The sequence below is a fragment of the Chthonomonas sp. genome (assembly GCA_016788425.1).
GTDB lineage: Bacteria > Armatimonadota > Fimbriimonadia > Fimbriimonadales > Fimbriimonadaceae > JAEURQ01.
Genome location: JAEURQ010000002.1, coordinates 494,308 through 508,893, shown reverse-complemented (window position 1 = coordinate 508,893; position 14,586 = coordinate 494,308). Strand labels below are relative to the sequence as shown.

The following is a 14,586-nucleotide window of genomic DNA, read 5'->3' as shown; positions in this document are numbered from 1 at the left end:
TATTTTGGCACGTTACGCGTTTCGATACGCGCTCAAAATTTCGGTCGCCGGGCCATCGGCGCGCAGCTTGCCTTTTTCCATCCAGAGGCAGCGATCGGCCACGCGTTCCACGGCATCGGGATTGTGCGAGACAAAGAAGATGGTGCCGCCAGCTTGGCGAAACTCGGCGAGGCGGTCGTAGCACTTCTGCTCGAACTTCGCGTCGCCCACGGCCAGTACTTCGTCCACGATCAGCAGATCGGCATCGACGTGAGCGGCAAGCGAAAAACCGAGCCGCGCCATCATTCCCGCCGAATAGGTGCGGACCGGCGAATCAATATGCGAGTGAAGCTCGGCGAAGTCCACGATGGCCTCAGTTCTCTCGCGAACCTGCTTGCGCGTGAGGCCCATGATTACGCCGTTGAACAGCAGATTCTCAAGCCCGGTGAGGTCGGGGTGGAAGCCGGCGCCGAGCTCAAGCAACGGAGCCATTCTCCCGCGCCTTGTGATGGTGCCGCTCGTCGGCTGGTAGATCCGGGCGACCAGGCTGAGGACGGTGCTCTTCCCCGCCCCATTGCGGCCAACGAGGGCCACCGATTCGCCTTGCCGCACCTGAAAACTGACATCGTCCACCGCGACAAAGTGCTCGAGTGAACGCTTCCGCCACCACAATAGGCTGGTTTTGAGGCTCGCCGCGCCGCTATGGCTCAGCAAGAACTCCTTGCGGACGTGGTCGAATTGGATCAGCGCGTCGGCCATTAGGGACGCTCCACGAAGCGCGACTTCAGGCGATTAAAGAGGGCGTATCCGCCGACGAGCACCACAACACTGAGTCCGGCGGTGAGGCCAAGCATGCCCCAATCCATGGGTAGTGGGTCCACGAATTGACCGTCCACCCACACTCGGCTGGGCGGGACAAGAATCTTGCGGTAGGCCGTGCACAGCATCGCGATCGGGTTCGCGTGATAGGCGGTGTAAATCCAGCCGTTCTCGCGAACAACGGGCGAGTTCGCCACCGTCTCGCTGAAATACATGATCGGGCACACGAAGAACAGCAGGTAGAGGAGCACGCCGACGATGTACTTGACGTCCTCGTAAAACGTGTTGAGCGCGCTCACGATGAGCCCCACGCCCAGCGTAAGGGCTAGCTGGATGACGAGCAGAAGCGGCAACCACAGCAGGTTCATGGTCAGCGGAAACGCGCCGGGATTGAACGCCCACACCACCAGTCGGAACACAAAGAAAACCCCGAGCGCGAGGATGAAATGCAGGAAGTTGCTCAGAATCGGCGCAAGCGGCAAAATCTCGCGCGGGAAATAGGTTTTGCGCACCACTGGCAACGCCCCAATGACGGACTGCGCGGAGTCCATAATCGCCAGTTGAAAGAACATGTAAGGCAGGTACCCCGCCAGAATGTACGCGCTAAAGCTCGGCATCGGGTTGCCGAGCAGGTATTTGAACACCACCGTCATGACGGCGATCGTGATGAGCGGGTTGAGCAGCGACCAGAAAAAGCCGAAAAAGCTGTTCTTGTAGCGGATGCGGATTTCGCGCTCGATCATGCTGAGGAGCAATTCACGGAATTGCCATAGTTCTCGCAAGTGCGCTCGCATCACGGTACCGCCAAAAACCGCTCAAGATCGGGCGCGGCGGCAAGCAACGTCTTGGTGTACTCGTGCTGCGGACTGGCGAACACGGACTCGGTGGGGCCGGCCTCCACGATGATGCCTTGCCGCATCACACACACCCGCTGCGCGATGTAGCGAACGGTCGCGAGGTCATGCGAAATGTAGAGCATGGCGGCCTTTTCGACTTCCTGGAGGTCGCGCAGGAGATTGAGAATCTGCGCCTGAATCGAAAGATCCAGCGCCGCGGTGGGCTCGTCGAGCAACACCAGCGCAGGATGCAGAGCCAAGGCTCGACCGATGGCCACGCGTTGTCGCTGACCGCCGCTAAGCTGCCGCGGCAAACGGTCATGCAGGGTTGGGTCGAGCCCGACCCGTTCCATGAGGTTCGGCACATCCACCGAGTCGCCATGGATGCGGCCCGGTTCGCCGAGGCTTCGTCCGATCGTCCAGCGGGGATCGAGGCTGGCATAGGGGTCTTGCCAAACCATGCCCACTTTGCGCGCGAGGTCCTCGCGCCGGATGCGTTCACCATCCAGCCAAATCTCGCCGCTCGTGAGCGGCTGCATGCCCAGAATCGCGCGGGCCAGCGTGGTTTTGCCGCAGCCGGACTCGCCGACCAGCGCCACGACTTCACCGGCGTTGACGCTGAGACTCACGCCATTGACGGCGCGGAATCCGCCTTTGTACTCGACGACCGCGTCGCGGACCTCAAGCATCGAGGCTGGCTCCTTCGTCCACGTGCTTGCTCCACAGGAGCTTCTCGGTGAGCTTGGCGAGGAAGTCGCTGTCGTCCACGCTCACAAGTGTGGTGACAAACGGGGAGCGTTGCACGCGCACGGTGTCGCCACTAATCATGGTGAGGCGGCCTTGGCCATCGCAAGAAAGCACGACGTCCCCGCGCGTCTCGACGCGGATTTCGACGACCGAGTTGGGGCGGAGCACGAGTGGCCGCGCCGAAAGCGTGTGCGGGTTGGCCGCGGCGAGAATCATCGCCTCTAAGTCTGGGTCGCAAATGGGGCCGCCCGCCGAAAGGTTGTAGGCGGTGGAGCCGGTCGGAGTGGCGACGATGACCCCGTCGGCGGGGTAGCGCGTCAAGTGATGCCCATCCACTTTGACCTCGAAATAGAGCATACGAGCGGTCACCGCGCGCTGCACGACAGCTTCGTTGAGGGCGTGCAGGGTAGCGATCACTTGGCCGTCGCGAATGAGGTCCGTCTTCAGCATCATGCGCTCGATGAGGCGGGCTTGCCCGTCAAAAAAGTTGCTGAGCGCGGCACCGACCTCGTTAGGGTCGCACTGCGTGACGAACCCGAACCGGCCAAAGTACACGCCGAGAATCGGGGTTGGGTGCGGGCTACAATAGTGCGCTGCGCGCAGCAGTGTGCCGTCGCCACCAAAAGCGATCATCAGGTCGGCGCGGCCCAGCTCTTCCGGACCAAAGGCTGGCACATCCAAAAATGGAGCACCTTCGGTGTCGCTCGCCAATTCTACTTGGCGAGCCCGAAGGAACTCCACTGTTCGTCCCGCTGCTTCGACCGCGTCGGGTCGGCGAGCGTTCACCAAAAGGTGAATGCGCACTTATTGAGCGGCGGCCGAACGCATTCGCTCAAGGTTGCGTCGAGCTTCCGCGTAATCGGGGTTCATCTTAAGAGCCTTTTCCAACAAGGCGATGGCTTCCTTGCGCTTGTTCAAGCGTTCGAGGGTCACGGCCAGGTTGTTGTAAGGCGGCAGGTAGGCGGCCTTGGAACTGATCGAACGGCGGAACATCGTTTCGGCGTCCTTCAGACGATCGGCTTGGTAGTAGTACAGACCGAGCCCGTTCATCGCTTGCACGTTCTTGGGGTCGGATTGCAGCACCGAGGCGTACTGGGCGCGAGCGTTTTCGCGCTCACCCATTTGCCACATGGCGTTGGCCATTTCCACGCGCACATCGCTGCGAGCGGGGTTCTTTTGCAGATACTGCTTCCACAGTCCAACGGCGCCCTTAAGGTCGCCCACTTGGCTGCAGCACGCGGCGTAGTTCAGCGTGGCCGACGGCGTCGGGCTCATCTTGTAGAGGCGTTGGAAGAACGGCAATGCGTCCTCGTAGCGGCCCTGCTTAAAGAGCATAATGCCCAGGTTGTTGATCGCATCCTTGTCGTTTGCGTTCATCGAAACGGCCTTGCGATAGGCTTCTTCGGCACCCTTGCTGTCGTTGCTCGACGAGCGAAGCACGCCGAGGTTGTACCAGTAGTCGCTTTGGTTGCCTTTGGTGGCTTCCAGCGCCTCAAACATTTCGAGGGCGTCCACCTTCTTGCCTTGCTTCAGATAAATCTGAGCGAGAGCAAACGTGGCGTCCATGTCTTGACCGCTCTTGGCGACAACTTCCAGGTAGGGGACGGCTTCGGCTTCCTTCTTCAGGCGGAGCAGAGCGAACCCGGCGTTACGGTTGAACAGCACTTCTTCCGGTCGGCCGGCGACTGCCTTTTGGTAGCAGTCGGCAGCTTCCATCAGCTGGTTGTTGCCTTCGTAGGCGATGCCCAGGTTGTTCACAGTAAAGGGATCAGCCGCTTCGGGTCGGAGTTCCATGGCCTTTTTGTAAGCAGCGATGGCACCCTTGTAATCCTTCTTTCGCAGGCTGAGGCCGCCGATGTTGTACCAAGCTTCGGCTTGGTCCGGCTTCTTTTCCACCACCATGCGGTACTGGTCGAGCGCGCCTTCCGAGTTGCCAACCGCGAGGTAGGCGTTGCCCAGATTGTTCATGACTTCAAGGTCGTCCGGACGCAGCTTCTGGGCTCGTTCGAGGACGGCCACGGCCTTGGCGTTGGCGTTGTCCTTGATGTAGAAGAAGCCAAGCCAGGAAAGAAGCTCCACGTTATCGGGCGACTTGTCGAGGGCAGCTTCGAGTTGGCCGATCGCCCCGGCTAAGTCTCCGGCCTTGTACTTGTTGGCCGCTTCGACGATCTGAACCTTGGGATCGTCCGCCGCACCACTTTGAGCCGGGGCAATCGCGGCGGTCATGAGGACCGCTAGGATTGCAAGATTCTTCAATAATTGCTTCATATGATTACTCTATTTGCCCGACATGACCGAGGGAATACACCCCTCATAAAGCTCAGACAATTCGCCCAACTTCAGGTGAATATTGTCCACATCAAGCGCGTCGTTGTCACCGGTGAAGGTGCCAAACCGATCAACTTCCAAACCGAAAGACGACGCTAACTTCAATATCGCGTCAACATTCTGTTCAGAAGCGGCCACTACTACCTGGCCGGGGAACTCCCCAAACCAGCGCGCATCGGCCCGCTCTAATCCATTCATGGCGGCGATGTCCGTGGTTGCCTTGGCTCCGCAGTGACTCAGCACGCAGAGTTCGGCTAGCGCGAACACCAGTCCCCCTTCACTACAATCGTGGGCGGCTTCGAACAGGTTCTGCTCGGCAGCCGCAACCAAGAAGTTGCAGAGGTCACGCTCCTTTGGCAAGTCTGGTGAAAGTGGTCGCCCGTTCTCCACGCCATGAACTTCGGCGAGGTAACTCGACGCCCCCAAACCTTGCTGAGGTGCAATTTCCCGGGAATAGTATAGTAGCAATGCGACGCTATTCTTCCCCGTGACCTTACTTGGTTTGCGGTTCGATGCGCACTTTATGACGCCCAGCATGCCAATCAGCGGGGTTGGCAGCACTTCGCCAAGGTCGCTTTCGTTGTAAAAGCTCACGTTGCCGCTGATGACCGGTGTGCCCAACGCCTCCGCCGCATCGGCAATCCCGCGCACGCTTTCGTCGAACTGCCAGTAAATATGGGGCTGTTGCGGGTTGCCGTAGTTGAGGCCGTCCGTCACCGCGGTCGGGAGGGCACCAGTGCAGGCGACGTTGCGCGCGGCCTCGCACACCGCTAATTGTCCGCCCACATAGGGGTCTAGATACACCCAGCGTCCGTTGCCATCCACCGAGAAGCTGAGGCCGCGCTCGGTTCCGCGCGGAGCCAAGACCGCGCCATCGGCCTCGCTCGGGCCGAATGCGGTTTGGGTTTGCACTTCTTGGTCGTACTGTTGATACACCCATCGGCGACTACTGAGGTTCGCGCTGCCCATGAGGGCTTTCAGCGAAGCGGCAAGATCGGCCACCGGAATCGTCCCGATGTCAAAACTGGTTGCTTCGCGGAAGTAGTCCGGCACCGCGCTCGGCGAGGTGTAGGTCGGGCAGAAATCGGTGAGTAGCTTCGGGTTCACCTCGGCGATTACCTCGCCGTGACGGCGGATCGTCACAACCGGGTTGGCCGTGACTTCCCCGATGACCACCGCGTGGATGCCCCACTTGCGAAATACGTCGAGAACCTCTTGTTCGCGGCCCCGATGCGCGACCGCCAGCATGCGCTCTTGACTCTCGCTGAGCATCAGTTCGTAGCCACTCATGTCGTTTTCGCGGGCGGGCACCATGTCGAGATTGATGGTCATGCCGACGCCGCCCTTGCTGGACATTTCGATGGTGCTGCAGGTGAGGCCCGCCGCGCCCATATCCTGAATCGAGTGAACCGCGCCGGTTCGCAGCGCTTCAAGGGTGGCTTCAATGAGGAGCTTTTCGGCAAAGGGATCGCCGATTTGGACGTTCGGACGCTTGTCTTCGTTGTCCTCGCCCAAGGCATCGCTGGCAAAGGTCGCGCCGTGAATGCCATCGCGTCCTGTGGCCGAACCCATGTAGATCACCGGGTTGCCGGGACCACCCGCACCCGCCGTCGCGATCTCGTCCATGCGGACCATGCCGACGCTCATCGCGTTGACCAGCGGGTTGCCGCTGTAGCGCGGGTGGAAGGAAACTTCCCCGCCGACGGTAGGCACCCCCACGCAGTTGCCGTAGCCGCCGATGCCTGCGACCACGCGAGAGAACAGATAGCGATTGCGCTTGACGACCTCAGGGTCGGCGCCGCCGTCGTGAATCGGGCCGAAGCGCAGGCTGTTGAGGCTGGCAATGGGGCGCGCGCCCATTGTGAAAATGTCGCGGATGATGCCGCCGACCCCGGTGGCCGCTCCCTGGTAAGGCTCCACCGCGGACGGGTGGTTGTGACTCTCAATCTTCATGGTCACGCCCCAGCCATCGCCGAGGGGTACCACGCCGGCGTTTTCCAGGCCATCGCCTTCCATCGCCTCCTTGTATTTCTTAAAATAGTTGAGCACCGGGCGCGAGTACTTGTAGCCGCAGTGCTCGCTCCACATTACGGCGAACATGCCGAGTTCGGTGTAGCTCGGTTCACGCTCCAAAAGCTCACAAATGCGGCTAAACTCGAAGTCATTCAGGCCCATGGACCGATACACATCAACCGCAATTGCGCTCATCCCCCTTATTATGGCGGGTACCTGGGCTTGCGGTCCCACCGGGAATCCGGCTGAGTTTCTTGGCCGTTGGGAGGCCACGCTCAAAGGCGTGGCCAAGCCGGGTACCCCGCCCGACATCGTCAAGAGTTTGGAACGAGTACGCGTGGACCTAAAACCCGACGGCTCGGCGGTCGTCGTGCTCATGTCCATGCCCTACACTGGCATCTGGCGCGGAGATTCGCCGATCACAGTCCGCCTAACCCAGGTGCTTGGCAAGCCGTTGCCGGCAAAAGACGTGTTCGAAGTGAAGCTCGACTACAAGCAAGGGCGAGTGCAAGTCTACAAAGAGTGGATCGCGATCCGGAGAATCTCTGAAACCGTGCCCGCCGACGGCACGTAAGGACGTTATCTTGGACGCGCGACTGGTCGGACTGATCTTGCTCGCGGTGATTGCCCTTTATGCGGTGCTCACCTTCAATCGCTTCGTCCAGATGCGGCACCGAGTGACCAACGCGTGGCAGCAAGTGGAGATTCAACTGTCCACGCGCGACCGTTTGGTGGACCAACTTTTAGAACTCGACGCCCTCCATGCGGAGCATCAGCGCGAAATGGTCGGCGAGATTCTGCAAGCTCGTCAGCGGCTCGCCGAATGCAACGGCGTGGGGCCGTGCGCCGAGGCAAACCTAGCCATGCGCGAGGCTCTCACGCGATTTTTGACAATTGTGGAGGACTATCCGAACGCGCCGGAAATCGCCGACAGTCTCGTCCGACAAATCGGTCGAGCCGAGGACAAAGTCGCCTTCACGCAGCAGTTCTACAACGACCGAGTGACGGCTTTAAATACGAAGTTGGACATGTTCCCCTCCCGCTGGGTGGGGAAACTGGCAAAGGTCAGTCGCGCCGAACTCTTCGACGCTGAACCCAGCCGCGCGATGCCTACGCTGCGCGCTTGATCTCGGCGTCGCCCTGTTCGCTGCCAAGACCGCCATCGACGACACGAAACTGAACCGGACCCGTTGAGAACAGGGCCTCATACTCCGGCTCTGGCTGCGCCGAGAGATTCATGAATGCATAAAATCCCCCTGCTGCGAGCAAGTATCCGCCTATTACGAGTCCGACGATCATTACTGCGATCATTCCATTTCCTGCGGTCGGCAACCCTGCACGGATTACCAGTCTTACTTTAGGTTTTGGCCTGGTTGCGGCGAATCTTGAGGGTTAGCGCACCTGCGACGGCGAGTATCCAAACCGGCGCGAAAACGAGCGCGTGAAGTGAGCGGCGCTGACAAAGCCGACCATGTGGGTGACTTCGCTGACCGTGAGGTTGTGGTCTTGCAGCAGCAGCCGAGCTTTTTCCAAGCGCAGCCGCAACAAGTACTTTTGGAACGGCTCGCCGGTCGCCTGCCGGAACAGGTAGCGGAAGTGCGACGTGCTCAGGCCGACTTGGTCGGCGACATCGGAATCGTTGAGGGGCTGCGCGAACTGGCGATCCAGAAACTCCAGCGCGGCGGCAATCTGCGGCGGCGTGTCGTCGAGTTCCACCGGCACCACCTCGGCGAGCAGCTTGGTCGCTTCGTCGCTCGTAAGGGTAATCACCGCTTCAAGGCTGGTCAGGCCGTCGAGTTGCCGGGCCATGTCAAGCTGGTGGCGGTGCAGGCTCCGCGGTGCGCCAAGCTCCAGGAGAGCGGCGGCGATGACCGCCAGAAACGTCAGGGCGAGCCCGCGCGCCTCATCGAGATCGGCGGATTGTGATAGCGAGCGACGGAGTTGCGCGAGAGCTTCGTCGAAGCGGCGGCGATCGCCGATGCGAATGACCGAACCGAGTTCGGCCAGCGAAACGCCCGCCGAATGCGAGTGGAACGGACAGCCCACTTCGCTGCGGAGTTCGGCGTAAAGGTCAAAGACCAGCAACGGGCAGCGGGGCGTAATGTGAATTTCGTCAGCGCCCTCCACGCGGCCCACCTGCAGGTTCAAATCGTGCACGGGCCAGTGCGGCGAATTCGCCATGGCCACGCATCCGACCGCGTGTTGCGCGATGCCGTCGCCGCTGCTTCCCGCGACGCGCAGGTGCGTGGTGCGAATGGATTTGCGGAACACGCGTTGACCGCTCCGGAAAACCGCGACCTCAAACAGCGTGGCCTCGCGGCCATGCGGTTCGGGAACCGCAAAATTGAGCCAGAGCGAGTCGAGTTTTCCGCCCGTAACGGGCAGCTTGGCCCGCAACACGCCTTCGCCGCGCCAGGCCGGTTCGCGACTCGGGCAAAGCTGGCCGCGCGGACCCCCCTGAGTCCAGACCGGGCCATCGGCCGGACGATCGAGACTCAGGGTGACGACGAGTTCCTTCAAGCTAGTTCTTCAGCTCGACGGTGGTGTGCGGGAGGTGACCAAACAGCGACTCGCGCAGCCCGGTCACGCGGGGATTAATGAGTTCCGCGTCGCGCTGGAAGTAGAGCGGCAACCACGGCGCATCTTGCAGGATCAAATCCTCGGCCTGGGCGTACAGCGACCAGCGATCCGGACCGTTGTCCATCACGTCGGCTTGCGCGCACAGCGTGTCAACTTTCGGGTTCGAATAGCCGATCTTGTTTTCCGCGCCATTGGTGGTCAGGAGCAAGCTCAGGAAGTTTTCCGGGTCGAGATAGTCGGCACCCCAGCGCATGTGGAACAGTTGCAACTCGCCGCGATTGCGCTTTTCGAGGTAGGCACCCCACTCCATGCTGCGGATGTTGACGCTCACCCCGAGGTTGGTTTTAAGGTCTTCGGCGATACGGACGGCGGCGGATTTGATGTCGGGTCGGTTATCGCGGAAGTTGAATTCCAGCGGCGGCAGACCCTTGCCATCGGCAAAACCAGCCGACGCGAGGAGGCTCTTGGCTTCGGCGGGATTGTACGTAATCCCGGGCACGGTTTCGCGGGCACCAGCCACGCCTGGTGGCAGAATGCCAGTCGCGATCTTGTTGACGCCGCCGAGCAGTTCGTTCACGATGACGTCGCGGTTGATGGCCATGGCGAAGGCGCGGCGGACGCGCACGTCGGCGAACGGCTTATAGCCCTTCGGCGAGAAGCCCACATACCAAATGGCGGGGCGATCGAAATACTTGACGTGATCCTTGTACTTGGGGTCCTTGAGGAACGGATCGATCTGTTGTCGCTCGAGTTGGACCAAGTCCACTTCGCCGCTGCGGTACTTATTGAGGCGGGCTTCGGCGTCTTTGACGACCGGGCGCTCGATCTCAAGGAGCTTGGGTTCGCCGCCCCAGTAGTCCTTGAATGCGACTTGCTTGACCAGAGAATCTGGTACGTAGCTGGCCATTTTGAACGGGCCGGTGCCGATCATGTCAAACGGACCGGCGATTTCCTTATCCACCGCGACGCTGTCCTTGGGCAGTACGGCGCTGGTGAGGTAGGTGAGCTTCGCCAGGAAGTAGGGGCGAGGCTTGTCAATCTTGACGGTGAGTTCGAAGGGGCCGGTGACGGTGACGCCCTTGATATCCGGCGCGGTTCCGGCAAACTTTTCGCGAACGCCGACAATGGCGTCAAGGTAGGTAACGGCGACCGGCGAGGCAAGCTTGGGGTTGCAAGCACGCTCCAGTGACCACTTGCAGTCCTCAGCGGTGAGCGCCTTACCATCGTGGAACTTCACGCCTTCGCGAATCTTGAACACGTAGGTCGTGCCACCGTCCTTAATCTCCCAACTTTCGGCGATCGCGGGTTCGACTTCGGACTTGGGACTCCACGCGACCAGACCTTCATAGACCTGGCTGAGCATGTCGATGGTGTCGCCATCTTCCACACGGTGCGGGTCCAGCGTCGTGGGGCTGGTCACGATGGTGTAGCGGAACGTGTTTTCCTTGCCCTGATTGCTGAGCTTGGAGAATCCGCCGCCACTTTCGGACTTACCACAGCCGACAAGGAGGAGCGAGGCGGCCGAAGCCGCGACAAAAAGGCGAACCAGTTTCGTCATGGAAACCGGAGTTTACTCGGAACCCTTAACCAATAAACAGGATCGGTTCGCCGGGCTGCAACATGTCGCCGTTTTTGGCGGCGATCTTGGTGACGGTGCCCGCCATGGCAGCCGTAATTTCGTTGAACACCTTCATCGCTTCGATAAGGCCGACCACTTGTCCGGCGATGACGGTATCGCCTTCCTTGACAAACACCGGCGAGCCGGGGCTTGGCGACGAGTAGTAAATGCCCATCATGGGGCTGGCGACGGGCACGCCCTTGGGCGCGGCGGATGCTTTTGGTTTTTCTTTGGGCTTCGCCGCCGGAGCCTCGCCGGTGGCGGGGCTGGGCGCGACGCCCATCGTCATGGTCGCGCGCGTTTTGGGTTCGCGAGCGAGCTCGACCGACCAATCTTCGCCGCTGAGCTTCGCTTCTTCGAGCCCAAACTCTTGCATCAGTTGGGCCAGCTCGGTGACGTTGTCCTTGAAGTCGCTCATGCCGTGTAGTGTACTCCCTTAGGGTTCGATTTCCGGTCCCGGCTCCCAACCCTTGTCGCTGGCGAGCATCTGCGGCGCGACCGTCATGTCGCGATCCACCCGAATCTGGCAGCTCAGGCGGTATTTGCCGAGGTCGCCATCTTCCGTCAGGCAATTCAGTTCGGCCTCGCCCATCGGAGGTTCTTCCGAGGAGAAGTGCACTTGGCACGTGGTGCAGCGCGCGTTGCCCCCGCAACGGTGCGAAATGTCGATGCCGTTTTGCTCAATCGCGAGGACCAACTTTGTGCCTTCCTCAACTTCAAACGAGCCCTTTCCTGGAACGGTGACGGTGTGCATTGCCATGGCCGGGACTATACCCGCGCGGGTTGGGTAAGTTGCGACTGTGGACCAACTCTTTGACGCCTACATGCGCAACCAAAAAATGATCGACAATCTTGTGAGTCTGATCACGCCGGAAAACCGCCACGTGAAGCCGAGCGCCGACGGCATGCCGCTCGATGAGCAGCTTGCCCACCTGCAAAATACGCGCCGGTTTTGGCTGAGCAGCACGGGCAGCACCGAGCTGGATTCCTTTGGCCGCAACTACCGCCAGGTTTCCGAAGAAGAATGGGTGCCCATCGACTCGCTTGACGAAATGCGCACCAACCTTGACGCGAGCGCGGCGGCGGTGGTCAGCCTCACTAAGCGCCTTTTGGCCGAAGGTGCCACGGTGTGTGGCGCGTACGATCACCCGCTGTATTTTCTTCAGCACATGCTTTGGCACGACGGATATCACTTCGCGCTGATTCATCTGGCCCTCCGCAACGCGGGCGTCGAGATTTCTGAGGAATGGGAAGAATCCCACGTGTGGGGACTGTGGCGCGATGAGAGTCGCCTGAGCTGGGACTAAGGGTAAAACTCGACTATGACCATTCGATTTGGACTTATCGCCCTTTCTGTTCTGGCCGCGATCGCAGGTTGCGGAAACAAGCCGACCGAAGAGCAGCCCGCGGCATCGGGTGGCGGCGGTGCTAAGTCGGACAAGGAGTTCAAAGTTGCCTTGCTGACGCCCGGTCCCGTGAGCGACTCTGGTTGGAACGCAATGGCCAACGACGGCCTGATTCAGATTGAGGGCGACCTCGGCGCGAAAATCACGCAACGAGAATCCACCGGCACCAAGATTCGCGACGACCTTCGCGCATTTGGTCAAGAGGGCTATAGCCTCGTAATTGGTCACGGATACGAATACAACGAGCCCGCGGTCGAGGTGAGCAAAGACTTTCCCGATACCGTGTTTGTCACCTCCAGCGGCGGCAAATCTTCAAAGAATTCCGGCGCATTTCGGTTCTACTTAGAGCAAGGCTTCTACATCGCGGGCTATGTGGCCGGCAGCATGACGAAATCGGGCAAAGTCGCCATGATCGGCGGTCCCGACGTGCCGAGCATCCGCTCGACGTTCAAAGGCTTCCGTGCTGGCGCGCTTGCGGCCAACCCCAACGTGAAGGTGATCGAGACCTTTACCGGCAAGGAAAGCGATGTCGCCGCCGCTAAGCTGGCGACCACCGCGGCTCTTGCCGAAGGCGCTGACTTCGTGATTCACCAAGCGAACGCCGCCGCGCAAGGCGTGTTTGATGCGTGCAAGGAGAAGGGCGCGTTTGCCTTTGGGGCGAACAGCGATCAGAATTCCAACGCCAGCGGCGTGGTGATCGGTTCGGCGCTCATCAACGCGAAGCCCGCGTTTGTTGCGCTGGCCCGCGAAGTCAAGGAAGGCAAATATGGCGGCGGCATCAAGCTCATGGGCATTGATATCGGCGCGATTGACTTCGTTTGGAATCCCGCGCTGGATGCGAAGGTGCCGGCCGAGCTAAAGGAGAAGGTGAAGACGCTCGCCGATGACCTTCGCACCGGCAAGATTCTCGCTCCGAAAGACGAGTTCTAAGTGCGGCTGGCGACGCGAAATCTGGGTCGATCGTTTGGGCCGCTCGCGGCCCTCGCCGACGTATCGCTAGAATTCGCGCCGAGCTCGATCCACGCTGTCATCGGCGAAAACGGGGCCGGGAAATCAACGCTGATGAATCTCCTCGGTGGGCATCTTTTGCCTTCCGGCGGTGAGATTCTGATTGATGGCGCGCCAATTGTGGTCTCCAGCCCCCAGGTTGCGCAGCGGCTGGGCATCGAAATGGTGCATCAGCACTTTCAGTTGGTGCCCAATTTTACGGTCGCCGAGAACTTGGCTCTCGCCATGGCGAGCCGGTCGGCGACATTTCCGGGAGTTGGTTCGTTGGCTGAACCCGCGTTGGCCCGAGCCGCCGAGCTCGGCTGGACGTTTCGCGGCGAGGACCGCGTGGGCGACCTTTCGGTCGGGGCGCAGCAACGGCTCGAAATCACCAAGTGTTTGGTCGAAAGTTGCCGCGTTCTGATCCTGGATGAGCCGACGGCGGTGCTTTCGCCCGGCCAGGTCGAAGACCTCTTTGGCGTCTTGCGCGGGCTGCGCGATCGCGGCGTCACGATCCTGCTGATTGCCCACAAATTGCGCGAAATCTTGGACATTGCCGACCACATTTCGGTGCTCCGCCTGGGGCGGTTGGTGCTCAGCCAACCCCGCTCTGAGGTGACGGAGGGCGAACTGGCCCGCGCAATGCTTGGCGCGGAGCGAGTGGAATCCGCAGGGACAAGCGTGGTCAAGACAGGTCGGGATGAGCCCGTTGCACAGCCCGGGGAGATCCTCGGGATCGGCGGCGTGGACGGCAACGGACAGAAGGAATACGCCGAGCGCCTGGTGCGCGAGGGCGACGCCGCTTACATTCCCCAGGATCGCCAACACGAGGGGCTCGCGCTCACCATGACGGTGGCCGACAACCTCGCGCTGGGTCCGATTGCCAGCCGCGCATGGCGCGGGTGGTTGCCGCTTAGCAAGGTGCAAGTTTGGGCGCAAGACCTGATTGAGAAGTACCGCATTAAAGTCGGCCGCTCGCGCGACCTGGCCGGATCGCTGAGTGGAGGAAACCAGCAAAAAATTGTACTGGCGCGCGCGCTGAGCGGCGAGCCGACCGCGATTGTCGCCATGAACCCGACGCGCGGTTTGGACTTCGCCAGCACGGAGTTTGTCCACGAACAACTCCGCGCAGCGGCCCAGCGAGGCGCAGCGGTGACCCTCATCAGCAGTGATCGCGACGAGCTCGATGCCGTGGCGGACCGAGTTTTGTATATGGTTCGCGGCGAAATGCGCACGACCTTTGAGGAGGCGATCCAGTGAAAGGCGCGTCCAC

16 protein-coding genes are annotated in these 14,586 nt (G+C 60.8%); 5 read left to right on the top strand and 11 right to left on the bottom strand.

All coding sequences use genetic code 11. The annotated features are described in order from the left end of the window. Positions 1-12: 12 nt before the first annotated feature. From JNJ45_04315 to purL, 6 genes are read right to left on the bottom strand one after another with little or no spacing between them, the layout of a single operon-like run. The gene (locus tag JNJ45_04315; protein MBL8047887.1) at positions 13-738 is read right to left on the bottom strand and encodes an ABC transporter ATP-binding protein; all 726 of its coding nucleotides are present in this window, start codon (positions 736-738) and stop codon (positions 13-15) included. After that, complete coding sequence (locus JNJ45_04310; GenBank protein ID MBL8047886.1) at positions 738-1,592, bottom strand: ABC transporter permease; 855 nt, start codon at positions 1,590-1,592, stop codon at positions 738-740. Before JNJ45_04310 ends, JNJ45_04315 begins: the two co-directional genes overlap by 1 nt. Continuing rightward, entirely contained in the window at positions 1,592-2,323 is a 732-nt protein-coding gene (locus tag JNJ45_04305) for an ABC transporter ATP-binding protein (protein MBL8047885.1), read from the bottom strand. The genes JNJ45_04310 and JNJ45_04305 overlap by 1 nt, the downstream gene beginning before the upstream one ends. After that, entirely contained in the window at positions 2,316-3,185 is an 870-nt protein-coding gene (locus tag JNJ45_04300; GenBank protein ID MBL8047884.1) for an NAD(+)/NADH kinase, read from the bottom strand. The genes JNJ45_04305 and JNJ45_04300 overlap by 8 nt, the downstream gene beginning before the upstream one ends. Then, positions 3,186-4,649, bottom strand: a complete 1,464-nt coding sequence (locus JNJ45_04295) for a tetratricopeptide repeat protein (GenBank protein MBL8047883.1) — start codon at positions 4,647-4,649, stop codon at positions 3,186-3,188. A gap of 9 nt (positions 4,650-4,658) precedes the next feature. After that, positions 4,659-6,917, bottom strand: a complete 2,259-nt coding sequence (purL, locus tag JNJ45_04290; protein MBL8047882.1) for a phosphoribosylformylglycinamidine synthase subunit PurL — start codon at positions 6,915-6,917, stop codon at positions 4,659-4,661. Positions 6,918-6,927: 10 nt separating this feature from the next. Here purL and JNJ45_04285 point away from each other — a divergent pair, with 10 nt between their 5' ends. Both JNJ45_04285 and JNJ45_04280 read left to right on the top strand, forming a co-directional pair. Further along, entirely contained in the window at positions 6,928-7,296 is a 369-nt protein-coding gene (locus JNJ45_04285; GenBank protein MBL8047881.1) for a hypothetical protein, read from the top strand. A gap of 10 nt (positions 7,297-7,306) precedes the next feature. After that, on the top strand, positions 7,307-7,849 hold the full coding sequence (locus tag JNJ45_04280; GenBank protein MBL8047880.1) for a LemA family protein: 543 nt from the start codon (positions 7,307-7,309) through the stop codon (positions 7,847-7,849). Here the strand turns inward: JNJ45_04280 and JNJ45_04275 are convergent. From JNJ45_04275 to JNJ45_04255, 5 genes are all read right to left on the bottom strand, one after another. After that, positions 7,833-8,021 carry a hypothetical protein gene (locus tag JNJ45_04275; GenBank protein ID MBL8047879.1) on the bottom strand — a complete coding sequence of 63 codons (189 nt, stop codon included), beginning with the start codon at positions 8,019-8,021 and terminating at the stop codon, positions 7,833-7,835. The two genes, JNJ45_04280 and JNJ45_04275, sit on opposite strands and share 17 nt — an antisense overlap. A 93-nt stretch (positions 8,022-8,114) precedes the next feature. After that, positions 8,115-9,242 carry a helix-turn-helix transcriptional regulator gene (locus JNJ45_04270; protein ID MBL8047878.1) on the bottom strand — a complete coding sequence of 376 codons (1,128 nt, stop codon included), beginning with the start codon at positions 9,240-9,242 and terminating at the stop codon, positions 8,115-8,117. 1 nt (position 9,243) lies between these two features. Beyond that, positions 9,244-10,860: a peptide ABC transporter substrate-binding protein gene (locus JNJ45_04265; protein MBL8047877.1), complete on the bottom strand. Its 1,617-nt coding sequence runs from the start codon at positions 10,858-10,860 to the stop codon at positions 9,244-9,246. Positions 10,861-10,885: 25 nt separating this feature from the next. Then, the gene (locus JNJ45_04260) at positions 10,886-11,338 is read right to left on the bottom strand and encodes a hypothetical protein (protein MBL8047876.1); all 453 of its coding nucleotides are present in this window, start codon (positions 11,336-11,338) and stop codon (positions 10,886-10,888) included. 18 nt (positions 11,339-11,356) lie between these two features. Further along, positions 11,357-11,680 (bottom strand): (2Fe-2S)-binding protein, encoded by a 324-nt coding sequence (locus tag JNJ45_04255; protein MBL8047875.1) that lies wholly within the window; start codon positions 11,678-11,680, stop codon positions 11,357-11,359. A 40-nt stretch (positions 11,681-11,720) separates the two neighbouring features. Here JNJ45_04255 and JNJ45_04250 point away from each other — a divergent pair, with 40 nt between their 5' ends. Genes JNJ45_04250 through JNJ45_04240 form a run of 3 tightly spaced genes read left to right on the top strand, consistent with a single transcriptional unit; the run spans position 11,721 to position 14,573 of the window. Further along, complete coding sequence (locus JNJ45_04250; protein ID MBL8047874.1) at positions 11,721-12,227, top strand: DinB family protein; 507 nt, start codon at positions 11,721-11,723, stop codon at positions 12,225-12,227. Positions 12,228-12,242: 15 nt separating this feature from the next. Next, positions 12,243-13,256 (top strand): BMP family protein, encoded by a 1,014-nt coding sequence (locus tag JNJ45_04245; protein MBL8047873.1) that lies wholly within the window; start codon positions 12,243-12,245, stop codon positions 13,254-13,256. Continuing rightward, the gene (locus JNJ45_04240) at positions 13,257-14,573 is read left to right on the top strand and encodes an ATP-binding cassette domain-containing protein (GenBank protein MBL8047872.1); all 1,317 of its coding nucleotides are present in this window, start codon (positions 13,257-13,259) and stop codon (positions 14,571-14,573) included. Positions 14,574-14,586 lie beyond the last annotated feature (13 nt).